The organism is Wocania arenilitoris, assembly GCF_021728535.1.
GTDB lineage: Bacteria > Bacteroidota > Bacteroidia > Flavobacteriales > Flavobacteriaceae > Wocania_A > Wocania_A arenilitoris.
Map to the genome: position 1 here is coordinate 163,819 of NZ_JAKKDU010000002.1, position 24,805 is coordinate 188,623.

20 protein-coding genes are annotated in these 24,805 nt (G+C 31.2%); 13 read left to right on the forward strand and 7 right to left on the reverse strand.

The window, feature by feature from the left end:
- Nucleotides 1-95 precede the first annotated feature (95 nt).
- Entirely contained in the window at nt 96-947 is an 852-nt protein-coding gene (locus tag L3X37_RS02075; protein ID WP_237238517.1) for a prephenate dehydrogenase, read from the forward strand.
- A gap of 91 nt (nt 948-1,038) precedes the next feature.
- Nucleotides 1,039-2,121 (forward strand): bifunctional 3-deoxy-7-phosphoheptulonate synthase/chorismate mutase type II, encoded by a 1,083-nt coding sequence (locus L3X37_RS02080; RefSeq protein ID WP_237238518.1) that lies wholly within the window; start codon nt 1,039-1,041, stop codon nt 2,119-2,121.
- A 245-nt stretch (nt 2,122-2,366) separates the two neighbouring features.
- On the opposite strand, the gene L3X37_RS02085 is transcribed toward L3X37_RS02080, so the two are convergent.
- The 4 genes from L3X37_RS02085 to L3X37_RS02100 all read right to left on the reverse strand — a co-directional run bounded on the left by L3X37_RS02085 (nt 2,367) and on the right by L3X37_RS02100 (nt 6,325).
- The gene (locus tag L3X37_RS02085) at nt 2,367-3,389 is read right to left on the reverse strand and encodes a UDP-glucose--hexose-1-phosphate uridylyltransferase (RefSeq protein ID WP_237238519.1); all 1,023 of its coding nucleotides are present in this window, start codon (nt 3,387-3,389) and stop codon (nt 2,367-2,369) included.
- 23 nt (nt 3,390-3,412) lie between these two features.
- Nucleotides 3,413-4,561: a galactokinase gene (galK, locus tag L3X37_RS02090; RefSeq protein WP_237238520.1), complete on the reverse strand. Its 1,149-nt coding sequence runs from the start codon at nt 4,559-4,561 to the stop codon at nt 3,413-3,415.
- A 24-nt stretch (nt 4,562-4,585) separates the two neighbouring features.
- Nucleotides 4,586-5,578, reverse strand: a complete 993-nt coding sequence (locus L3X37_RS02095; protein ID WP_262910767.1) for a GntR family transcriptional regulator — start codon at nt 5,576-5,578, stop codon at nt 4,586-4,588.
- 156 nt (nt 5,579-5,734) lie between these two features.
- Nucleotides 5,735-6,325, reverse strand: coding sequence for a hypothetical protein (locus L3X37_RS02100; RefSeq protein ID WP_237238521.1), 591 nt, complete (start codon nt 6,323-6,325; stop codon nt 5,735-5,737).
- Nucleotides 6,326-6,663: 338 nt separating this feature from the next.
- On the opposite strand from L3X37_RS02100, the gene L3X37_RS02105 reads away from it, so the two are divergent.
- A complete protein-coding gene (locus L3X37_RS02105) occupies nt 6,664-8,682 on the forward strand; it encodes a protein-disulfide reductase DsbD family protein (protein WP_237238522.1) in 2,019 nt (672 codons plus the stop codon).
- A 17-nt stretch (nt 8,683-8,699) separates the two neighbouring features.
- Here L3X37_RS02105 and L3X37_RS02110 read toward each other — a convergent pair whose 3' ends face one another.
- The gene (locus L3X37_RS02110; RefSeq protein WP_237238523.1) at nt 8,700-10,289 is read right to left on the reverse strand and encodes an FMN-binding glutamate synthase family protein; all 1,590 of its coding nucleotides are present in this window, start codon (nt 10,287-10,289) and stop codon (nt 8,700-8,702) included.
- A gap of 232 nt (nt 10,290-10,521) precedes the next feature.
- Between L3X37_RS02110 and L3X37_RS02115 the strand changes: the two genes are divergently transcribed.
- A complete protein-coding gene (locus tag L3X37_RS02115; protein WP_237238524.1) occupies nt 10,522-12,894 on the forward strand; it encodes a GAF domain-containing protein in 2,373 nt (790 codons plus the stop codon).
- 7 nt (nt 12,895-12,901) lie between these two features.
- Here L3X37_RS02115 and L3X37_RS02120 read toward each other — a convergent pair whose 3' ends face one another.
- Nucleotides 12,902-14,104 (reverse strand): Pycsar system effector family protein, encoded by a 1,203-nt coding sequence (locus L3X37_RS02120; RefSeq protein WP_237238525.1) that lies wholly within the window; start codon nt 14,102-14,104, stop codon nt 12,902-12,904.
- 183 nt (nt 14,105-14,287) lie between these two features.
- On the opposite strand from L3X37_RS02120, the gene msrB reads away from it, so the two are divergent.
- The 4 genes from msrB to L3X37_RS02140 all read left to right on the forward strand — a co-directional run bounded on the left by msrB (nt 14,288) and on the right by L3X37_RS02140 (nt 20,462).
- Nucleotides 14,288-14,749 (forward strand): peptide-methionine (R)-S-oxide reductase MsrB, encoded by a 462-nt coding sequence (msrB, locus tag L3X37_RS02125; protein ID WP_237238526.1) that lies wholly within the window; start codon nt 14,288-14,290, stop codon nt 14,747-14,749.
- Nucleotides 14,739-15,278, forward strand: coding sequence for a peptide-methionine (S)-S-oxide reductase MsrA (msrA, locus tag L3X37_RS02130; RefSeq protein ID WP_237238527.1), 540 nt, complete (start codon nt 14,739-14,741; stop codon nt 15,276-15,278). The genes msrB and msrA overlap by 11 nt, the downstream gene beginning before the upstream one ends.
- Nucleotides 15,279-15,409: 131 nt before the next feature.
- Complete coding sequence (locus L3X37_RS02135) at nt 15,410-15,901, forward strand: peroxiredoxin family protein (RefSeq protein WP_237238528.1); 492 nt, start codon at nt 15,410-15,412, stop codon at nt 15,899-15,901.
- Nucleotides 15,902-16,790: 889 nt separating this feature from the next.
- A complete protein-coding gene (locus tag L3X37_RS02140) occupies nt 16,791-20,462 on the forward strand; it encodes a metallophosphoesterase (RefSeq protein WP_237238529.1) in 3,672 nt (1,223 codons plus the stop codon).
- Nucleotides 20,463-20,521: 59 nt separating this feature from the next.
- Here the strand turns inward: L3X37_RS02140 and L3X37_RS02145 are convergent, their stop codons facing one another.
- Nucleotides 20,522-21,313, reverse strand: a complete 792-nt coding sequence (locus tag L3X37_RS02145; protein WP_237238530.1) for a hypothetical protein — start codon at nt 21,311-21,313, stop codon at nt 20,522-20,524.
- A 48-nt stretch (nt 21,314-21,361) separates the two neighbouring features.
- Here L3X37_RS02145 and L3X37_RS02150 point away from each other — a divergent pair, with 48 nt between their 5' ends.
- Genes L3X37_RS02150 through mvaD form a run of 5 tightly spaced genes read left to right on the forward strand, consistent with a single transcriptional unit; the run spans nt 21,362 to nt 24,759 of the window.
- Complete coding sequence (locus L3X37_RS02150) at nt 21,362-22,579, forward strand: BaiN/RdsA family NAD(P)/FAD-dependent oxidoreductase (RefSeq protein ID WP_237238531.1); 1,218 nt, start codon at nt 21,362-21,364, stop codon at nt 22,577-22,579.
- 45 nt (nt 22,580-22,624) lie between these two features.
- Nucleotides 22,625-22,876, forward strand: coding sequence for a hypothetical protein (locus L3X37_RS02155; protein ID WP_237238532.1), 252 nt, complete (start codon nt 22,625-22,627; stop codon nt 22,874-22,876).
- Complete coding sequence (locus L3X37_RS02160) at nt 22,860-23,129, forward strand: type II toxin-antitoxin system RelE/ParE family toxin (protein ID WP_237238533.1); 270 nt, start codon at nt 22,860-22,862, stop codon at nt 23,127-23,129. Before L3X37_RS02155 ends, L3X37_RS02160 begins: the two co-directional genes overlap by 17 nt.
- Nucleotides 23,130-23,663 carry a DUF1697 domain-containing protein gene (locus L3X37_RS02165; RefSeq protein WP_237238534.1) on the forward strand — a complete coding sequence of 178 codons (534 nt, stop codon included), beginning with the start codon at nt 23,130-23,132 and terminating at the stop codon, nt 23,661-23,663.
- Nucleotides 23,664-23,667: 4 nt separating this feature from the next.
- Nucleotides 23,668-24,759: a diphosphomevalonate decarboxylase gene (gene mvaD, locus L3X37_RS02170; protein ID WP_237238535.1), complete on the forward strand. Its 1,092-nt coding sequence runs from the start codon at nt 23,668-23,670 to the stop codon at nt 24,757-24,759.
- Nucleotides 24,760-24,805 lie beyond the last annotated feature (46 nt).

Consider the following 24,805-nt stretch of genomic DNA (forward strand, 5'->3'; position numbering starts at 1 on the left):
TCTCAGTCGCGGTAAGCAGTTATATAAAGAATAAAAAGAATAATATTAGATAATTTTTGAAAGTCCTCTCCAAAGGAGAGGATTGAGAAAGGCTTATGAAAAATATATACATAATAGGTGTTGGTTTAATTGGTGGTAGTCTTGCTATTGATATTAAAAAGAATAATCCAGATGTTGTTATTCATGGTATTAGCAGAAAAGATACAACATTAAACCAGGCATTATCACTTAATTTAATTGATAAAAAAGCCACTTTAGATGATATTGAAAATGCAGATTTGGTTATTGTTTCAATTCCAGTTGATGCCACAGTAAAATTATTACCATCTATTCTAGATAAAATTTCAGATAATGGATTGGTTGTAGATGCAGGATCAACCAAAGTAGATATTTGTAAAGCAGTTGAAAATCATCCAAAAAGAAGAAATTTTTTAGCAATGCATCCTATTGCAGGTACAGAGCATTCTGGACCAAGTGCAGCAATTCCAAATTTATTTATTGGTAAAACAAATATTATATGCGAAGTTGAAAAAACAGCTTTTAAACTTCAAGAAAAAGCATTAAAACTGTTTGCCGATGTTGGTATGCGTATGCGCTACATGAATCCAGAAGCACACGATAAACATATTGCTTATATGTCGCATTTATCACATATTAGTTCATTTATGTTAGGCAAAACGGTTATAGAAAAAGAAAAAAACGAGCGCGATATTTTTGATATGGCTGGTAGTGGATTTGAATCAACCGTTCGTTTAGCCAAAAGCTCTCCAGAAATGTGGACGCCTATTTTTAAGCAAAATAAAACCAATGTTATAGAAACATTAGAAGAATATATTTCAAATCTCACACAATTTAAAGAGTTAATGAAACAAGATAATTTTGATGCAGTTTTTAAAGAAATGAAAGATACCAATCACATAAAAGACATTTTAAAAGGAATAAATTAAAACAACAATAATTAAATACCAAATTCCAAGGTATTTCTAGAGCTTCCAATTTTGGAATTTGGAATTTGATTTTTGAATTTTTTTAAACATTATGGAAAACAAAAAAGAAATGAGAGCGTGGTTAGATGCTATGAATTTAGATCACCCATTAGTAGTAGCAGGACCATGTAGTGCTGAAACAGAAGAACAAGTTTTAAAAATAGCACACGAGTTAAAAGATACCGATGTAAGCTATTTTAGAGCTGGTATATGGAAACCAAGAACGCGTCCTGGGAATTTTGAAGGTGTTGGTGCCTTAGGACTTAAATGGTTACAGAAAGTTAAGGAAGAAACAGGCATGAAAGTATGTACTGAAGTTGCCAATGCAGCGCATGTAAAGTTAGCTTTAGAACATGATATTGATATGCTTTGGATTGGAGCGCGATCAACAGTTTCTCCTTTTATAATGCAAGAAATTGCAGATGCCTTACAAGGTACAGACAAGCCAGTTTTAATTAAAAACCCAGTAAATCCAGATTTATCATTATGGCTGGGTGGTATTGAAAGAATTTACAGTTCTGGAGTTAAAAATATAGGTGCTATTCATAGAGGATTTTCAACTTACGAAAAAACAAAATACAGAAACAAACCAAAATGGCAAATGGCAATTGAGTTTCAAAACAGATTTCCAGATATTCCATTAATTAATGATCCGTCGCATATTACTGGAAACAGAGATATGATTTTTGATGTATCTCAAACTGCACTGGATTTAAATTTTGATGGATTAATGATTGAAACACATACAGATCCAGATAAAGCATGGAGCGATGCTGCGCAACAGGTAACACCATCTACTTTGATTCAGATTATGAGAGATTTAAAGATTAGAAAAGAAACTGATGCCGAAGCGGAGTACCAAACAGCATTAAATAATTTAAGAGCTAAAATAGATGTTATAGATAATCAAATTATAGGATTGCTAGGTAATCGTATGCTTGCATCAGATGGAATAGGCGCTCTTAAAAAGAAAAAAAATGTTGCCGTTTTACAAAGCAAGCGTTGGAATGAAATTTTAGGTAAAATGGTTTTAGAAGGTCAAGAACATGGATTAAGTGAAGAATTTATTTTAAAAATGTTTAAAGCTATTCACCAAGAATCCATTAATCATCAAGAAAAGATAATTAATGGATAATTATAAAAAAATGAGGCTGTCTGAAAAGAAGCCACTGAAAAAGTAGCTTTTTTTTATTTAAGCCTAAAAAAAGACTGCCTTTTCAGATGGCCTCGTTTACTTTATCTTGATTTAGCTATACATATCAAATCATATTGTATTACTTTTCTTATACGTATCGCTACTGTGTATTTTCAAAAGCTTTGGCCTCAAAAAAAGAATCAATACATACAGAATTTAAATACATTTATATAACAAATCGTTTATTAAATTAAATCTCTTAATCTATCGGCTGCTTGTTCAGCTGTTATATCACGTTGTGGTGAACCAAACATTTCATATCCTACCATAAATTTTTTAACTGTTGCATTTCTCAATAGTGGTGGGTAAAAACTCATGTGCCAGTGCCAATGTTTATTTTTATTACCATCAGTCGGTGCTTGGTGAATACCGCTTGAATATGGAAATGATGTATTAAATAATTTGTCGTAAACTTTTGTAATTTTAGAAATGGCTTCGGCATATTGTAAAACTTCATGATTATTAATATCTAAAATGTTAGACATTTGTCTTTTGGGCGCAATCATAGCTTCAAAAGGCCAAACAGCCCAAAAGGGTATTAAAACAATAAAGCTGTCATTTTCAAAAATAATACGTTCTTGTTTTTTCAATTCTTGTTTTAGATAATCGCCTAAAAGACTACTGTTGTTTTTGTTATAATAACTTAATTGTTGTGTGTTTTTTTTATCAACTTCGTTGGGAAGTGTAGACTGACTCCAAATTTGCCCATGTGGATGCGGATTGCTACAACCCATTACAGCTCCTTTGTTTTCAAAAATCTGTACATAGTTAATTAGTTCGCTTGCTCCTAATTCTTTATATTCTTTTTGCCAAGCTTTAATAACTTTTTCTATATCATTAACAGCCATATCTGCTAAACTCTTTGAATGATCTGGACTAAAGCAAATTACTTTACATATGCCCTGTTCACTTTCAGCTTTAAATAAACCTTCGTTTACTGTAAATTTTGGTGATGTGGTTTGTAAAGCAGCAAAATCGTTAGTAAAAACAAACACATCTGTATATTTTGGATTTACCTCTCCGTTAATTCTAGTATTACCCGCGCATAAGTAGCATTTTTCATCATATGTTAGTCTCTTTTTATTAGAAACCGCTTCATTTTGTCCTTGCCACGGTCTTTTTGCTCGGTGTGGAGACACTAAAACCCACTCGCCAGTTAAAATATTATAACGTTTATGTGAATAATCCTGTAAGTTTGTATTCTTCATTTTTATAATTTAGTAATAATTGATTATTTAACTAAGTGTGTGCCTTGAGAAAGCTTAATAAAATATATAGAGCAATCTCTATTAAACTTTTCTTTGTATGCTTTGGCTATTGTTTTAGCAAAAGGTTTAGCTTCGTTCTTTGCTATTAAATTTATAGTGCATCCACCAAAGCCACCGCCCATCATTCTAGCACCTAAAACGTGCTTATTTTTCTTGGCATGTTCTACAAGAAAATCTAATTCGTTACAGCTTACTTTGTATTGATGTTGTAATCCTTTGTGTGATTGAAAAATTAAAGATCCAAGAGTTTCTAAATCATTATCTTCAATGGCTTTAGATGCCATAATTACTCTATTATTTTCTTGTATTACATAAAGTGCTTTTTGAAAATTTTCAAGAGTTACTTTATCTTTTATAGATTCTATATCTATTATGGTTGCATCTCTTAACGCCTTTACACCTAACAGTTCTGCAATATTTTCGCAAGCAGATCGTCTATCGTTATAGGCACTGTCTGATAGGCTATGCTTAACATTAGTATTTATAAGCATGAGTTGATGATCTTTAAAATCAATTTCGTATGGTTTAGATTCTATGGTTCTGCAATCTAAAAGAAGTGCGTTATTTTTAATACCAAACATACTGGCGTATTGATCCATGATACCACATTTAACACCTACATAATTATGTTCTGCTTTTTGGGAAATTAATATCATGTCGTGTTTTGTAAGTCCTAAATTAAAAAGTTCATTTAAGCCAAAAACCACACTGTTTTCTAATGCTGCAGATGATGACATTCCAGCACCTTTTGGGATATTACCTTTAAAAACAATATTAAAGTTACCAATTACTTTGTTTTTGTTTTTAATTTCTGCAACAACTCCACACACATAGTTTTCCCAGCTACCTTCAGCTAAAGGCTTTAACTTATCTAAATCAAATTCAACTTTACTATCCATATCTAAGGCATAGGCTGTAGAAATATTTGCGTCTGTTTTTTGAATAGCCGCTACTATTCCTTTGTTAACAGCAGCAGGAAATACAAAGCCATCATTGTAATCGGTATGTTCGCCAATAATATTAATTCTTCCTGGGGAAAAAATAAGAATTGGTTTAGTTTTAAAAATGCTGATGAAAGTATTCTTTACTTCATTTATTAATTTAGCTCTCATACTTATTTGTTTTTTAGCTCGGTATTATAATGAGTTTCTTAATATTAAATTATTTGGGTTTTCTATCTGAAGCGTTTCTTTATTTAAAATCATTTTAGCTAAGCGACTACCCATAACATTAAAATCTGTAGAAATAGTTGTAATACCACCTTCTACAATCTCTTTAAGCAAGGTGTCGTTATACGATATTATTCCTATGTCTTTAGATAAAATAAAATTTTTTTGTTTCATTTTCTTTATAATTTGTAGTAAGGTTTTATCATCGGGCATAATAAATAGTTCACCTTTATTTAAATGGCTGCTTTTAAAAGCGTTTATAACTTCAAAAGGAGTATTGATTTCTTCACAAAAGCGGATAAAACCTTTTAAAATTCCTTGTGGCTGCTTGTCTTTAGGAAAAATTAAAATTAACTTTTTGTATTTTTTTATTAAATGATGTGCTTTCTTTAGATTGTTATAAAGGGCTTTTTCAAAATTTTGATATACAGCTGGGTATTGCGATAAATCGTTATGAATTTGATCTAAAATATATACTTTTTCAGGAGGCAATTTTTGTATGTCTTCAATGGTATTACTTATGTTAGCAGGCATTATTACGTAGTAATTGTATGCTCCTAAATTGTTGTCAATTAATTTTTTGAAAATGGTTTTATTAAAATGGTGGAAATAAATATCAACTTGAGCATTATCTCCCAAACTTTCTAAAAACGAATTGTATAAATCTTCTTTAAAGGAGTTAAGTTCATCAAAAAGTAGGAACACCTTTTTTGTAATGGTAATATTTTCACTTGAAATATAATAGCCTTTACCAACAACTGATTGTATAATACCTCTGTTTTTTAATTCATTAAATGCCATTATCACGGTATCTCTAGAAAGCGTATGGTCTTTTTTAATTTTATTAATAGAAGGTATTTGATCGCCTTTTTTTAAAGTGCCAGAAGCAATTAGCTCTTCAATCGAATTAACAATTTGCTTATATTTAGGAATGCCTGTATTTTTTTTTATTTGTATCATAAAAATGGATTGCAAATATATAAAAATTAATAAAAACCTACTAGACCCTACTAGTTTTGTTTTTTGAAAAAAGTGATTTTTTTGAATATGATTTTAGAAAAAAATCAATTTAAAGTTTCTAACTTGTTAAAAAAAATGTTGCTTAAAATGATGAATTTATTCTTTTTCCTTTTCGGGATAAGTTGGAGTAATCATAATATGAGCTCTGTGGGTTCCTGGGTTCATTATCCAAGCATGTCCTCCTGCTCTTGGTTTAGTAGGTAAACCTGTAGATTCTGTGGTTGCAAATGGGGTGTAAACCACGTACCTTACTTTTTCATTTTCTATTTGTTTTGTTTCTTCATTAACATCGCCTCTAAGAATAATTAGCGTAGACCCATACGGTATTTTAAGTTTACCACTTTTAACTTCTTCTTCTCTGGTATCAAAAATTTCTTTAAAGTTTTTTCCTTGTTTTTTTAATTCACGACCGCGAGCCATAAATTCATCTAAATCTTTATGGTAAGCAGCAACATGAAAACCGTCTTTTTTAGGATCGTCTGCAAGACAGATATATTGATTGTTTCCTTCTCTTAAAACCACAAAATCGCCATTTGCATTATATCCATAAACTTTTGCTTCGGATCTAAAAGCTTCTTCTAACGCTAAAATAGCGGTGTTAATTTGCCATTCGTTAGTAGGGATATTGTCTTGAGCCATTAATGAAGTGCAAAGTAAAAGGGAAAACAGTAATAGTTTTATTTTCATGGTATTTATTTTACGTAAAAAGCTTTATAATATTTTAATTGTGTTAGAAATTAAGATATTTTTCTTTAAATCAATTCATTTGATTGTAGCTTTATCTCAAGTTCATTACATTATTCGATAAAAATCTTCTTTAAATAAAAGCATCCTACTTTTAAAAACTAAATTCATTAAAACCTATAAGTTTTTTATACTTTTAACGTCTATTACAAAGCGTTTAAAAATTTTGTAATATAAACAGATGAAACCGACATGTATAAAATAATCTTTAAGCATACAAAAAAATGATTATAATCATTAAAGGCTACATGTAATTAATAAAAAATAGTATAAACAAGCACATGAAAAAATTAATTTTAATTTTAGCATTAGCAATTGGGTTCAATGCATTTTCCCAAATACTAGAGCCAGTAAAATGGACAACATCTGTTGAAAAAATTTCTGAACAGGAGTTTTATTTAATAATGAAAGCCACAATTGAAGAGAATTGGCATGTTTACTCTCAATATACAGCTGAAGGTGGCTCATTACCAATAGAAATCACTAAAGCGAAAGATACTGATGATTACGAATTGCAAGGCAAAGCTTTAGAAAGTGAGACCATTAAAAAGTTTAATGAAGTTTTTGAGGTTACCGAAACCTTTTTTGATAATGAAGCCATTTTAAAGCAAAAAATAAAATTAAACAAACCCGACGTTTCAAAAGTTACATTGAGTTTAACAGGGCAAGTTTGTAAAGAAGTTTGTTTGCAAATTGATGAGGTTTTTACTTTTTTTTTGAATGAGGATGACCAAAACGCAAACCCTGAAAACAAAGCAATCGTTGATAATACCATTGTAAATAATAAGTTATATGGTATTACAACAGATGATTTAAGTGTTTCCAGTATTAAGTGTGAAGGTGAAGTGGCTAATAAAGCTTCTGAAGTGCAAAGCGGAGGTAAATCGTTATGGAGTATTTTCGGTTTAGGTTTCTTAGGGGGGTTGCTGGCATTATTAACGCCTTGTGTATTCCCAATGATACCACTTACAGTAAGCTTTTTTACCAAAAAGAGTGGGCAAGATAAAAGCGAAGGAATATCTAAAGCATTGCTTTATGGGTTTTTTATATTTGCTGTGTATATTATTTTGAGCTTGCCTTTTCATTTGCTCGACTCTGTAAATCCAGATATTTTAAATGAAATTTCAACCAATGTATGGTTAAACGTTATTTTCTTTGCTATATTTTTGTTTTTTGCCTTTTCATTTTTTGGGTATTACGAATTAACATTACCATCAAGTTGGACAGATAAAACGACACAGGGTGAAAGTTCTGGAGGTTTTATTGGCATTTTCTTTATGGCTTTAACATTGGCCATTGTATCGTTTTCTTGTACTGGTCCAATTTTAGGATCACTGTTAGCAGGCTCGTTAACCGCTGATGGTGGCGCGTGGCAACTTACATCAGGTATGGCAGGTTTTGGGGTGTCTTTAGGCTTACCTTTTGCCCTATTTGCTATGTTTCCGAATATGATGAATGCTCTACCAAAATCTGGTGGTTGGTTAAATACAACCAAAGTCATTTTAGGGTTTTTAGAATTGGCATTAGCCTTCAAATTTTTATCGAATGCCGATTTGGTTGCGCATTGGAGTATTTTAAAGATTGAACCATTTTTAATTATCTGGATTATCATTTTTGCAGGATTAGCTTTATATCTCTTTGGTAAAATTAAGTTTCCGCATGATTCTCCAATTAAAAAATTATCGTTTTCAAGAATATCTGGCGGCATATTAGTAGCGGCATTTACCATTTATTTGGTTTCAGGATTTAGAGTAAAAAAAGAAACAAATACATTTACACCCTTAACATTATTAAGTGGTTTGGCGCCTCCTGTAGGGTATAGTTTTTTATATCCGAATGAATGCCCTAATAATTTAGAATGCTTTAAAGATTTAAAAACAGGTATAGCTTATGCTAAAAAAGTAAATAAACCTATTATGCTAGATTTTACAGGCTATGCATGTGTAAACTGTAGAAAAATGGAAGAGCATATCTGGCCATTAGAAAAAATCAACAATTATTTACTGAACGATTTTGTTCTTATTTCACTTTATGTAGATGATAAAAAAGCATTGCCCGAAGAGGAGCAGTTAAATGTTAATCGTGTAAATGGAGGGACAAGAAAGCTTGAAAATTATGGACATAAATGGGCAAATTTTCAAACGCAATTTTTTCAAACTAATTCACAGCCATATTATGTCTTACTAAGTGCGGATGGTACAACAATTTTGAATCAACCCGTTAGTTATACGCCCGATGAAGAAGACTACGCTAAGTTTTTAGAATGCGGTTTAAGTGTTTTTAAAAAGTTAGAAGAGTAGAAACTTTTAAGCTAAACCTATGACATAATTCTAGTTAAATGAAAAAACTTCTTATAGTTTTCAGGTATTTTTTCAATATCTAAAAGTGCACCTTCTTCCATGTAAGGGTAGATTTCTTCGTAAGTCTGTATATTATATAAACCGACTCTTTTACTAATATGATTTCTAGTTAATTCACTTGGAGCATTAAGTCCAGCTGCAGCAACAAGCTCCAAAAAACTATGTATGGTAGCTTCGTGATATTTCTTAGCGCGTGGTGCTTTATCATCTACAACTAACCCTTTAACTAAAGAGGCATTTTGAGTAGCAACACCAACAGGACAGGTGTTGTTATTACACTGTAAGGCTTGAATGCAACCAATAGAAAGCATCATAGCACGAGCACTGTTACAACCATCTGCACCTAAAGCAATGGCTCTGGCCATATGAAAACCCGAAATAATTTTACCAGCTACAATAACTTTTATGTCTTTTCTCAAACCAAAACCTACTAAAGTATCATGTACAAATATTAAACCTTCACGCAGAGGCATCCCCATAGAATTAGAAAACTCAACAGGTGCTGCGCCAGTTCCACCTTCGCCACCATCAACACTTATAAAGTCTGGTTGAATACCAGTAGAGATCATAGCCTCACAGAAATCCATAAACTCTTGTTTGCGCCCAAGGCATAGTTTAAATCCTATAGGTTTTCCTTCAGATAAGTCTCTAAGTTTTTTAATAAAGTACATAAACTCCACTGGATTAGAAAACGCCGAATGCGACGGTGGCGAATGTACTGCAATACCAGGTTTAATGTGTCTTATTTTAGCTATTTCTTCGGTGTTTTTTATTGCAGGTAAAATACCACCATGTCCAGGTTTTGCACCTTGAGATAATTTTATTTCAATCATTTTTACTTCAGGGCGCAATGCATTTTCTTTAAAGGTTTTTTCGTTAAAGGTACCATCATCATGTCTGCAACCAAAATAACCCGTTCCTACTTGCCAAATAAGGTCGCCACCATATTTTAAATGATAGTTGCTTATACCGCCTTCTCCTGTATTGTGTGCAAAACCACCCATTTTAGCGCCTTTATTTAAAGCTAAAATGGCATTGGCGCTTAAAGATCCAAAGCTCATAGCCGAAATGTTTAATAGACTAGAAGAATAGGGTTGTTTACAGTCTTTACCACCAATAAGTAAACGTGGAAACTCACCAATATCTTGAGGATTTTTTTTTGCATACATAGAATGTTCTAACCACTCATAACCAGAATGATAAACGTTTAATTGGGTTCCAAATGGCTCAGTATCGTTTTGGCCTTTTGCTCTTCGGTATACCAAAGATCTTAAAATGCGGTTTAAAGGTCTTCCTTCTGTATCTGTCTCAACAAAATATTGCATGATTTCTGGTCTAATAGATTCTAACATATATCTAAAACGACCTATAAGAGGATAGTTTCTTCGTATGGTGTGCTTTTTTTGAAGTATATCGAAAACCCCCATTATTATTAGTGGAGCTATTAATAAAAATGACCATAAAATAGGAGTCCAAAATAAAGCTACAACAGCTACAGTTAATGTAACTACTATTGAAATTAAAATAAATTTTTCACGAACTTTCATGTTATCAATGTTATATCCAACTTAATAACAAATATAGTTTTAGTAAATAGAATTTCAAATGAAACCAATTATACTTTAGAAATTAAATACTTTTTTTAAACGTATTGTTTAAAAAATGTTTTGAACCATAAAAATTTAATATTTGAGATTATAACTTTTTTGTGTTAGAAAGGCTACTTTATATCGACTAACACAATAATTTGTAATTTTGTTATATAATAAATACAATATCATGGATATTAATGATAACCTAGAGTCGCCCTTAAAGCTTCAAGTTAGTTTTAATAAGCTACTTCAGCATTACGAAAAATTAGCTAAAAGTAGCGATGAGTTTATAACAGCTAAGGCTAAGCGTATATTAAAAACTGCTGATGCTTTTCCGGTTTTGCGTGAGGGTTTTAGTGATATATCTATACTAAACGAAAGGAAAAAAGAAATTGGCATAATTCTTCAAGATTCTTTTAGTCCAGTTTTAACCAATAACGAAATTAAAACAGCGTCTGTTCCTTTTCATAATCTAATTTTTAATTCATCTGAACGATTTAAAAACATTATAAGAAATGCTGGTGATGACTTTGAATTAGAAATTAAAAATATGCCAAAAGATGATAAGTACATTATTGCTTGTACTATCATTTTAAATTTTTGTTATGGATATAACTTAAATTTTAAGCGTCCGTTTTATTATGAAATTCCAGATGTAAATGGCATTACTCATTTTTATAAAATATTATATAATGCCGATTTTACTGAGATAGTGCCAAATAAAAATGCGCCAAAAATAACTCAGAAAGACTATGATGAGTTGTTAGATAATTTTGAAAATATTGAGCTTTGGAAAGAAAAATTTCCACCAAATAGTTACACCTTTAAAGGCTTTGTAATTTCAAATATTTTTGATGTTACAGATGATCAATCCATTTCTAATATAAAGTCTACACTTATTGGAGAAGATAAGCGTAAAGATGATGTCTTTATGGAAGGGTTTCAAGACATCTTTAGATCCCTTTTAGGAATAAACGACCTTAAAGTTGGGTTTTCTATATACAACGAAGCGGATAGTGTTTTTGAACGTGTTTATGGTGTAGGAATGAAAAGTTTCCTTTTAGGAGATAAAGAGCTTTTAAGCTGTTCAGATTCGTTGTGTTCTTGGTCTTATAATAGGTTAATTAAAGAAAACAAATATTTTTCAGTTTCTGATGTTGATAAAATGTATAAAAAAGCAAAAGGTCATGCGCCTCATATTATTACATTACATCAACAAGGGATTAAAAGTGCCATATTTGCACCAATTGCTAATGAAGATGGATTAATGGGTGTTATAGAGATTGTATCTAATAAACCTCAAGTGCTTAATAGTATTAATGCTAATAAATTAGAAGATGTTATGCCGTTTATTATATCGGCAGTAGAACGCTCAAAAAATGATGAGGAGAACTTAATAGAAGCAGTTATTCAAAAAGAGTGCACATCTATTCATCCAAGTGTACATTGGCGATTTGTAAAGGAAGCTAAAGATTACATTAAGTCTGAGTTTAACGGAGAAAAAGCGATTTTTAAAAAGATAGCTTTTGATAATATTTACCCGCTTTATGGGCAAATTGATATTAAAGGATCTTCTGAAGCTCGTAATAAGGCAACAAGATTAGATTTAATGCTACAACTAAATACTGTAAAAAATATTTTTGAAAAAGTTTTAGAAATTGAACCTTTACCGATTTATGAGCAATATATTTTTCAAATCAATAAGTTTTTAAAAGGACTCAATACGCATTTTCAAGTAGATAGTGAGCAACAAATTTCAGGATTTTTTAAAGATGAAATTGAACCCGTATTGAAGCATATTTATACTTTAAAAAGTGTAAAAGAAGATATTGATGCTTATTTTGAAAGTATTGATGATAAAGTAAATGTATTGTATAATCATAGAAAAGATTACGATGAAACAATTGCCTTAATAAATAAAGAAATGGCTTCGCTTTTAGATAGAAAACAAGAAGAAGCTCAAGCCATGTATCCGCACTATTTTGAGCGTTTTAAAACTGATGGAGTAGAGCATAATATGTATATTGGTGAGTCTATAACTAAAGAAGATAGTTTTAATCCTATTTACCTTTATAATTTAAGACTGTGGCAGTTACAGGTGATGTGCGAAATGGAAAATGCGTATTATCAAATGCAATCAGAGTTTCCTATTGCACTAGATGTAGCCTCTATGATTTTGGTATTTAATCAGCCTCTATCAATTAGCTTTAGAATGGATGAAAAGCAGTTTGATGTAGATGGTACTTATAACGCACGTTACGAGATTGTAAAAAAGCGTGTTGATAAAGCTTATATAAAAGGAACTAAAGAGCGTGTTACTCAAAAAGGTAAAATAAGTATTGTATATTCACAAAAGCAAGATGAAATAGAATATTTGAGATATATCAAGTTTTTACAAGAAAAAAAGTACTTGGATACAGATATTGAAATTGTTGAATTACAAGATTTACAAGCAGTAACAGGACTTAAAGCTATAAGAGTAAATGTGCTTTATCATAAAAATGAAGATGATAAAGCGTTTTACACCTATGATGATTTAATGAAAGAGATAAAAGCTTAGAGTTACTTTAAACTCTACCTTGAATTTTAAAAGCTACTGCAAAAGAAATAACACTAATTATTATACCTATCATAAAAACGGTATAGGTTGTTCTTAATAAATTATATTTTGTATTTAGAACTAAACCAAGGAAATATAAATCTTTAGTAAGAGACCCATATAGGTAATCTCGATCTTGCATCATTTCGTGCATTGCCCATTCAAATTCATCCAATTTCATTTTATGAAAATTGCCAAAAAATAATAAATTCACTTTTTTATTGGCAACATCTTGTTTAGTGAATTTTCCTTTAGTAACGTTAGGTCTGGTAGCTAAAACAGAAAGGACTATAGAAGTAACAGTAAATCCAGTAAAAATAACAGTTGGCCAAATAAGATAATCATTAGACGGGTTGTCTAATTTTGATACTAAATTAGATAAAACTAATGATATAATAATGGCGTTAACTGACAATAAAATATTAGCTTTAGTATCTGCAATGTCGCTTAAAGTAATGTGATTTCTTAATGCTACTCTAAACATGGTTTCAATACCTCGTTCTGGTAAAACTACTTTGTTTTTTTTAAACTTTAGCTCTTCTTTTTTATGTTTTAATTTAGAGCTTTCAAGTTTCAGCTTCTTTTGCATTTTAAGCAGTTGAGATAAATTTTTACCCTTTCCCTTGTCCCATAGACTAGAGGCTTCGTTGGTGTAAAACCTATGTTTAGTTGATAAAAAATTAATGTTATCTTCAAGCCATTCATCTTCGGTTAAAGTTTTATCACATTTAAGCTCCCATTCTTTTCTAAGTAATTCAGCAATGTCAATATAATTTTTGCTTCCAATATGTGCGCAATCTGCATCTCTAATTATTTTTTCTAGTTGATTTTTAGGATTTTTATAATCCATCTTTGTTGCAAGAATTAAATCACACACAGATTTAATATCGTCATCAGAAACGTTATACTCTTTTAAAAAATTAGTAGCTATAATAACACTTTCTACCTCATGGTTTTCAATTCCTTTAGTATAACCTGTATCGTGAAACCATGTGGCTAATTTTAATGTGTTTTTTTGCGTGTCATCAAGTTGCGAAAGCTCAGCTAATTCATTGGCTTTTTCAACAACACGTTGTGTATGTGCGAGATTATGATAGACAAAAGAGTTATCTAACTTTTCATTTAAAAAATTAATTACAAATTTTTCAGCTACTTCAATTAAAGTATTCATATTGGATGAATGGTTTATTAAGTAAAAATACTAAACTTTATTAAACAATTTTATTTGTCGTAATTTATTGTTTTTCTTTCAACTATAAATACTTTTCATAATTGTAAGGAATTTGTATTTATTTCGACTACATTTAAGTTGAAAAAGCATATTTATTAATTTAACAAGGAAAGGACAAAAAGTATGCTAACTTGGAAAGAATTAATAAACTTTTCCGTAAAAGGAAATCCTACTCCAGATAAACGAGTAGAAAAAACAGAAGCCGAATGGCGGGCTCAATTAACTCCAGAGCAATTTAGAATTACAAGACAAAAAGGTACTGAACGACCACATAGTGGTGCGCTTTGTAGTATCCATGAGGTTGGAAAGTATAATTGTGTATGCTGTGATACACCATTATTTGATTCTACAATTAAATTTGAATCTGGTACTGGCTGGCCTAGTTTTACACAACCCATTAAAGAAAATGCTATTAAGTATGAAAGAGATACAGCTTTTGGTATGGTTCGCGTTGAGGTGATGTGTAATACTTGTGATGCGCATTTAGGACATGTTTTTCCAGATGGACCAGAACCTAGTGGTTTGCGATATTGCATCAATTCAGAATCTATGATTTTAGATAAGGAGGCTGTAAATGACAACTAAAAATTTTCAAATAGCCACTATAGGTGGCGGCTGTTTTTGGTGTACAGAAGCTGTATTTCAAGAAGTTAAAGGAGTAGAAAAAGTAGTATCGGGTTACTCAGGAGGAAATGTTCCAGGCCATCCAACATATCGTGAGATTTGTTCAGGGTTAACGGGTCATGCCGAGGTAATACAAATTACTTTTGATTCAAATGTAATCTCTTATGAAGATATTTTAGTCATTTTTATGACAACTCATGATCCAACAACTTTAAATCGACAAGGGGCAGATCAAGGTACACAATATCGTTCGGTAATTTATTATCATAATGAAGTGCAAAAAGAAATAGCTAAAATCGTGGTTAAGGAAGTTACTCCTTATTATGAGAATGCTATTGTAACTGAAATTTTACCACTAGTTGTTTTTTATGAAGCCGAAAAAGAGCATCAGGATTATTACAGGAATAATCAAAATCAAGGCTATTGTAGTTTTGTGATAACTCCAAAACTAGCGAAGCTTAGAAAGCTACATGCAGATAAATTAAAGTAATTAAAGAATGTTGTCAGTTCGAGTGATTTCGAGATATCGAAATCGTATCGAGAACGTTTAATAATGACTTCTCGATACAATTTTTCTTTGAAAAATCACTCGAAGAGACTAAAAAAAGAAAGGGCAATAAAATGTCAAATCAAGCAGGACAAAAACAAGTATTTAAAGCTCCTGAATTTGATGTAAATCAATGGGTAGATGCCGCTGGAAATAAAATAGAAGCCGTAAAACTTTCAGACTTTAAAGGAAAGCTTAAAGTGGTGTATTGTTTTCAGCATTGGTGCCCTGGATGCCATAGCAAAGGTTTACCAGATTTAAAAAAAATGGTAGATGCTTTAAAGGATAACCATAAGGTTGTTTTTTTAGCATTACAAACTGTTTTTGAAGGTCATGATAAAAACACTTATGAGAAGATGGTTGAAACTCAAAAGCAGTACGATTTAAAAATACCGTTTGGGCATGACTCAGGCAGTTATGGAAAATCAGGATCTAATATTATGTTTAATTATAAAACAGGAGGAACACCATGGTTTATTTTTATTGATAAGCATGATAATGTAGTGTTTTCAGATTTACACTTAAACCCAGATAAGGCTATTGAGTTTTTAATAGAGGTGACATAATATGATTTCAGAAATTAAACTTTATGGAGCCAAAAGTTGTCACAAAACCCAACATTATAGGATGTTTTTTGAAGCACATAATTTAAATTATGTGTTTATTAGAAGTTGAATAAAATAAAGACCATGCAGAAGAATTGCGTGGTCTTTATGAAAATAGAAAACTGAATTTTCCAACCATTACAATTGGTAATAAAAAATTGAGAAATCCATCGGATTTAGAATTAAATAAATGGATAGAAAAGATAAAATAGTACTGGGTGGAGGCTGTCATTGGTGTACTGAAGCCGTTTTCAGTCATTAAGAGGCGTGGTAAAAGTAGAGTAAGGTTATGTGGCTTCAATGGGTGAAAATAATACATTTTCAGAATCAGTAATCATTCATTTTAACTCTGATGAAATTGAATTGCAAACCTTAATACAAATTTATTTGCATACTCATAAAAGTACTTCTGCACATTCTATGAGACATAAATACCGTTAAGCTGTTTACACTTTTACTAAAGAACAAGAAATGAAGCAGAATCCATTTTAGAAAGTTTACAATTAGAGTTCAATAATAAAATTATCACAAGAGTTTACCCATTTTCAAAATTTAAAATATCACTCCGAACTTATTGGGGGCTAAACTAGCCTACATTACTTATTCAAAAAAAAACAGTGACGATTTAATGCTTGATTTAGATGAGCAAAAACGTATAGATCATTTACAAAAGCGATTGGAATTTGTTGGAGATTAAATGATACTTAAAAAGCGAAACTCAAAGAGATTGCTTCAAAATGCCCTGTGCATAGAACCTTAATATCTGATACAATAATTGAAACAGAAGTGATAAATTAAAATTATCTACTAAAATTGTATTTCTTATATTTAAAAGTTAATCCACCAATCTATGAAATTTCAAAAATCAGCACTTTTAATATCCCTTATATTTCTTTTAAATGCGTGTGCAACTTATAAACCTCAGTACAAGGATACAAATTTTCAAACAACATTTCCAGATAAAAAAATAGCGCATTCGTTTTACCTTATTGGCGATGCTGGTGTTTCAGCGGATGCTAAATCCTCAGAAGCCGTTACTAGTTTTAAAAAAGAATTATCAAAGGCTTCCAAAAACAGCACAGTTATTTTTCTAGGAGATAATATTTATCCTAAAGGTTTGCCAAAAAAGAGTGAAGAAGGTAGAGCTTTAGCAGAGAATCAATTGAATACTCAAATTAATGCAGTTAAAGATTTTAAAGGAGAAACCGTTTTTATTCCAGGAAATCATGATTGGTATAGCAATGGGTTAAAAGGCTTAAAACGACAAGAGAAATATATTGAAGATGCGCTTGGTAAAAATACTTTTTTACCAGAAAATGGTTGCCCTATTGAGAAAATTGAGATTGCAAAAGATATAATTTTAATAGCTGTAGATTCTGAGTGGTACATGACCGATTGGGGTAAACACCCAACCATAAATGACGATTGTGAGATAAAAACAAGAGCTAAGTTTTTTGATGAATTGGAAGGCGAAATAAAAAAAGCGCGCGGTAAAACAACCATTATTGCCATTCATCACCCTATGTTTACAAATGGATCTCATGGTGGGCAATATTCTTTTGGGAGTCATATGTCGCCACTACCTGTTTTAGGAACTTTAAAAAACCTGATTAGAAAAACTGGAGGTATTATAACTGTCGATAATCAAAATAGTAGGTACAACGAGTTTAGAAAACGTATCATTACATTATCCCAAGAAAACGACAAAACCATTTTTGTGTCTGGGCATGATCATAATTTACAATACATAGTTGAAGATAACTTGCCTCAAATTGTAAGTGGTTCTGGATCTAAAATAAACTCAACACGTAATGTTGGTGGCGGCCAGTTTTCTTATGGTGCTTTTGGGTATGCACGATTAGATTTGTTTAAAGATGGTTCTTCGTATGTCCGTTTTTATGCTAATAATGAGGTGGTTTTTCAAACACAAGTGCTTAAAGAAGATGATAAAAAAGTCTTTAATACCTATCCTACATCATATCCAACAGACAAAGTAGCGTCTATTTATACGGAAAAGGAAACTACAAAAGGAGGTCTTTACAAGATGTTTTGGGGTGATCGTTATCGCGAAGATTTTAGTGCAAAAGTAAAAGCACCAACAGTAGATTTAGATACTTTATTTGGTGGTCTAACAGTAGTAAGGAAAGGTGGAGGGCATCAATCAAAGTCTCTGCGTTTAAAAGATAAAAAAGGGCGCGAATATGTTATGCGAGCACTTAGGAAAAATGCTATACAGTATTTGCAAGCAGTGGCGTTTAAAGAACAATATATTGAAGGGCAATTTGATGATACTTATACCGAAGGTTTGCTTTTGGATGTGTTTACAGGATCTCATCCGTACGCACCATTTACTATTGGAACTTTATCTGATGCTGTTGGCATATATCATACAAATCCAGTGTTGTATTATGTGCCAAAACAAAACGCATTAGGGCATTTTGCAAGTGAGTTTGGAAATGAGCTATATATGATTGAAGAACGCACAGATTCTGGTCATGGCAATAAAGCAAGTTTTGGTTTTTCAGATGAATTAATAAGTACAGATGATGTTTTAAAAAAGCTAAATAAAGATGAGGATTTTGTTTTAGATGAAGAAGCATACATCCGTGCAAGATTATTCGATATGCTTATAGGCGATTGGGACAGGCATGAAGACCAATGGCGTTGGGCAGAATTCAAGAAAGATGGTAAAAAGATTTACAGACCAGTACCACGAGATAGAGACCAAGCATTTTCAATTATGGCAGATGGTGCTTTGTTAGGTTTAGCTACTAAAATTGTTCCGGCATTGCGTTTAATGCAAAGTTATGATGAGGAATTAAAGAGCCCAAAATGGTTTAATCTAGAGCCTTACCCTTTAGATATGGCGCTAATAAATCAATCTGGAAAAGACGTTTGGAATGCTCAAGTAAAAAGAATTGTTGAAGGTTTAACAGATAATGTTATTGATGAAGCCTTTACAAATTTTCCTCCAGAAGTGAATCAAAATACAATTCAAGAGATTAAACAAAAGTTGATAGGAAGACGCTCAAATCTTCAAAAAATATCTGATGCTTATTACGAGCATGTTAATAAATTTGCAGTAGTAAAGGGTACAAATAAAGATGATTGGTTTGATGTTGAACGTTTGCCAAATGGAGAAACTAAGGTAACCGCATATCGAATTAAAAAAGGTAAAAAGGCAGATGTGTTTCATACACGAACCTATTCTTGCGATTCTACTAAAGAAATTTGGATATATGGTTTAGATGATGATGACAGATTTGAAGTTTTTGGAAATGGAGACAAGCTTATTAAAGTTCGTATTATTGGAGGTCAGAATAACGATGTGTATAATGTTACCAATGGGAAGCGATTAAAAATATACGATCATAAAACGAAAGAAAATCAATTCTTAACCAATAAAGGCAGTAAAAAATTGACTGATGATTATGAAACCAACGTGTACGATTATAAAAAGCTAAAAAACAGTTCAAATCAGTTTGTTCCTACTTTGGGAGCAAACCCGGATGATGGATTTAAAATAGGTTTTGTAAATACCATAACCAATTATGGTTTTGAACGTAATCCGTTTAGTTCTCAGCATACCATTTCGGCAGCATATTATTTCGCTACTAATGGTTTTGATGTTGGTTATTATGCTGAATTTGCAAATGTTGTAGGACATTGGAATTTAGCTGTAGACACCAAATTTACAAGTCCAAATTACGCGGTTAACTTTTTTGGTTTTGGGAATGAAACTGTAAATCCTGAAGCAGAAGATGGCGATAATTTCGATTTGGATTATAATCGTGTAAAATTAAGAACCTTTAAAGTAGCACCAGCTTTAACTTGGAGAGGAAAACTAGGTGCAAGTTTAAAGATTGGTGTGTCTTATGAGTCTAATGAAGTTGATAAAACAGCAGGACGATTTGTAGATATGCCTAGTGTTTTACCAAGTTCTGTATTCGATCAACAAGATTTTTATGGAGCCGATATGAAGTACGAATTTGCGAATGCTGATAATGCGGCATTCCCAACCTTAGGCATGATGTTCGCATTACAAACAGGATATAAAAATAACGTGAGTACATCTAAGGGTTTTGGTTATATAATTCCAGAATTAGGTTTTGATTATAAATTAGTATCAAACGGACAATTAGTTTTAGCAACAAAGCTAAAAGGACATTTTAATTTAGGGGATGATTTTGAATTTTATCAAGCAGCTAACTTAGGAGCCAATAATGGATTAAGGGGTTATAGAAATGAACGTTTTACTGGAAAAAGTACCTTTGTGCAGAGTACTGATGTACGTGTAAACCTCCGTAAAGTTAAAACGGGATTATTACCACTTAATATTGGTGTTTATGGTGGCGTAGACTACGGACGTGTTTGGATAGAAGGTGAAGATTCTAATAAATGGAATAACTCTTTTGGTGGTGGTATTTTTGCTAATGCGGCAGATATGATGACTTTGAATATTTCGGCTTTTAATAGTGATGATGGGTTGCGTTTAGCTTTTAAAATGGGCTTTGGGTTTTGATGCATTGTGTCATCCTGAACTCGTTTCAGGGTCTCAATTTTAGTTTAATCTTATCTAATTCACAATTCAAACTCGTACAAATTCCCACCTTCACCTTTAGTTTTTTCATCAGTAATAAAAACAGTTTTGGCATCTTTAAAACAAACGCCTTCTTTTTGAGAATTATGGTTAAATGGCAATTCTTCTATATTGCCTTCAAAGAAATCACCATCTTTAAAGCCGGTTATTTTCCAAAGTTTGTCATGATTTAATAATACTACGGTTTTACCATCATCACTAATATCAGCTGAGGTTATTTTATTGTTTTTTCCTTCTAAATTAAATGTAGCAATACGTGTAGCAGTATGTAATCCAATGGTATTAGGTACTTTAAAAAGCATACTGGATTTGTTTTCTTTACTAAAGATGTAGAAATAATTATTGTAAAGAAAAAAAGTTTCAAAATCTTTAGGTTTTACTTTTTTTGGTAAAACAAAATTAATACGCTCAGCTTTGGTTTTGTTACTACTAAAATCAGACACTTTGTAAATGGTAAAATCGTCTCTGTTTTTACTGTTGTTACCAAAATCGCCAATATATAAATTACCTTCTTTATCAGAAGTTAAATCCTCCCAATCAATATTACTAGAATTACTAATATCAATGTCTTTTACAATATTTCCTTTTAAATCTAAACCATAAATATTGTTCTTGTTACCAGAGTCTTCAATAGTCCAAAGTAACTCTGAATTTGCCACAGTTTCTATGGCAGAGACTTCTTTTAAACTGTTTGGTAAATCTGCAATAACAGTTAAATTTCCTGTTGTACAGCTTGAAGTAATTAGTAATATTGATAAAAGGAATTTATTCATTTAGGTAGTGCCCATTTATAATGCTAAATTTACACAGTAATTTTTAATATGACACAATACAACGTTATTATTGTTGGAGGCGGAGCAGCAGGTTTTTTTGCAGCTATAAATATAGCTGAACAAAATCTAGATTTAAAAGTCGCTATTTTAGAGCGAGGAAGTGAGGGTTTGCAAAAAGTAAAAATTTCTGGTGGCGGACGCTGTAATGTAACACACGCAGAGTTTATTCCAAGTGAATTAGTGCAAAATTACCCTAGAGGTGAAAAAGAATTATTAGGGCCTTTTCATAAATTCATGACAGGTGATACTATTGAGTGGTTTGAAAAACGAGGCGTTACTTTAAAAATTGAAGATGATGGTAGAATGTTTCCAGAGTCAAATTCCTCTCAAACAATTATTGATTGTTTTTTAAATGAAGCAAAAAAATATAAGGTTGAGATTTTGTATAATCATGTGGTTAAATCCATTCAGAATGAAGAAAACATTTGGAAGTTAAATACTAATCAAGGTGACTTTTTAAGTGAAAAATTATTAATAACAACAGGAAGTAATCCTAAAATCTGGAAACTTTTAGAAGCTTTAAATCATACCATTTCAGAACCAGTTCCATCACTTTTTACGTTTAACATTAATGATAAGCGCATAAAAGATATTCCAGGTGTTGTAGCAAAAAATGTTGATGTAAAAGTTGTAGATTCAAATTTAAAATCTGAAGGCCCTTTGCTTATTACACATGTAGGGATGAGCGCGCCAGCAATTTTAAAATTATCTGCCTTTGGTGCTTTAGAATTAGCCGAATGCGATTACAAATTTTCAATTGAAGTGAATTTTATAAGGCAATCTTTTGAAGCATGTTTTGAGAATTTAAAATTGCTAAAACAAGAATTAAATAAAAAAACCGTGTTTAAGTTTTCCCCATTCGATTTACCTAAACGGTTATGGCAACAATTAGTTTTAGCATCAAATATTTTAGAACTTACAACCTGGGCAGATTTAAATAAACAGCAATTAGAAGCTTTAGCACTACAATTAACCAAAGCTATTTTTAAAGTTGATGGAAAAAGCACGTTTAAAGAAGAATTTGTTACTGCTGGTGGAATTAATTTAAAGGAAGTTAATTTTAAAACCTTTGAAAGTAGATTACACAAAAACATGTATTTTGCTGGAGAAGTTTTAAATATTGATGCAGTTACTGGAGGTTTTAACTTTCAAAATGCATGGACAGGAGCCTTTATTGCTGCAAAATCAATTTCAATATTTAATTAATTTTGATATTATTTTTATATATTTGATATATAAAATCTATATATCATGGGAAAGACTAAAAAATTAATTGAATTAGATGATAAAGCTATCGAAATCCTTGAAAAACAAGCGAAACTTCAAAAGCGGTCACTAAAAAATTATATAGAATTTACTTTAGAAGATCAGGCATTGCGCTTTAGTGAACCCTCTGAGGAATACAAAGCGATCATGGATGATATGATAAAGCAGATGGAAAACGGTACATTAAAAACAACACCTCTAAATGAAGTTTTGAAAAAGTATGGGCGTGAATTATGAAATTACGGATGTCGCCCAAAAAGAACTTGATAAAGCCATATGTTATTTTAAATTAATTGATAAAAGCGAAGAGTTTTTAAATGATTTGATGGCACAATTAGATTTGATAATAAAAATGCCACTTGCATTTCAATTGCGTTACAGGCAAGTAAGAATTATCACTTTATCCCAATTTAATTACTCAATACACTACTCGATTTATGATGGTACAATTTTTATTCTAAGAATAATAAATCAAAACCAAGATTTCTAAATGCACACTTATATCGCTTTATTAAAGGGGATTAATGTTGGTGGACACAAAAAAGTACCCATGGCAGAATTACGAGAACTTTTAACAAAATCTGGATTTAAAAATGTAAAAACTTACATTCAAAGTGGTAATGTGGTGTTTCAATCTTCTGAAACTAATCTTCAAAATTTAGAAAATAACATACAGAAGTCAATTTTTGATAAGTTTGGATTTGAAGTTTATGTTATGGTAAGAACAAGAGCAGATTTACAGCGTATTTTTAATGATTCTCCGTTTTCTGAAGAGAAAAAGGTAAAAAGTTATTTTAGTATGTTGCATAAAACTCCTGAATCAGAATTAGTTAAAGCAGCTTCAGAAAAAATATATGACGGTGAAGAATATTACATTATCAACGACTGTATTTATTTTTATTGCGAAAAAGGATATGGTAAAGCTAAATTTAACATGAATTTTTTCGAGAGGAAACTTAAAACAATAGGTACGGCAAGAAACTATAACACAATGGTAAAGTTGTTATCTTTGTCCGATATTTAGAAGTATGTTAGAAGAACAGTTTATTTCAAAAGAGTATAACAATTTACCTGAAAAAGGAAGCTTTACTTGGTCATCGCCTAGCAATATAGCCTTAGTAAAATATTGGGGAAAAAAAGAAAATCAAATTCCCGCAAACCCCTCTATAAGTTTTACGTTAAATAATTGTAAAACTACTACTACTGTAAGTTTTACAAAAAAAGAGAGGAAAGATAATTTTTCTTTTGAGGTCTATTTAGATAATGAAAAAAAAGATGATTTTAAACCAAAAATTGAAACATTTTTTAAGCGTATTCTGCCTCATTTGTCTTTTTTAAAAGACTATCATTTTAAAATAGAAACTTCAAATACGTTTCCTCATAGTTCTGGAATTGCATCGTCAGCTTCAGGAATGAGCGCTTTGGCTGCTTGTTTAATGAGTATTGAAAAAGAATTAAACTCTGAAATTACAGATGAATATTTTATTAAAAAAGTATCATTTTTAGCACGTTTAGGCTCAGGAAGTGCTTGCAGAAGTTTAGAAGGCGATATAGTAGTTTGGGGAAAACATGATGAAATTGAAGAAAGCTCAGATTTATTTGGTGTAAATTATCCTTTTAAAGTCCATCAAAATTTTAAAAATTATAACGATACTATTTTATTAGTTGATAAAGGCGAAAAGCAAGTAAGCAGTACGGTTGGGCATAATTTAATGCACAATCATCCGTTTGCCGAGCAACGCTTTGCACAAGCACATAAAAACCTTTCAACGCTTATAAACGTATTTAAAACAGGGGATTTAAAATCATTTATTGAAATTGTTGAAAGTGAAGCACTAACACTTCACGCTATGATGATGACTAGTATGCCATATTTTATTTTAATGAAGCCTAATACACTAGAAATCATCAATAAAATTTGGGCGTATAGAAAAGAAACCAATTCTAAGGTTTGTTTTACTTTAGATGCTGGTGCTAATGTACATGTGTTGTACCCTGAAAATGAAACTGAAAGTGTATTAGAATTCATTAATAATGAATTAGTTGCATATTGCCAAAATGGACATTATATTTGTGACAGAATAGGTTTTGGAGCAAAATTAATAACTCATTTAATTTAAATTTGTTTAAAAAAAACTTATATTTGTTAAACAAATTTTTGTAGAA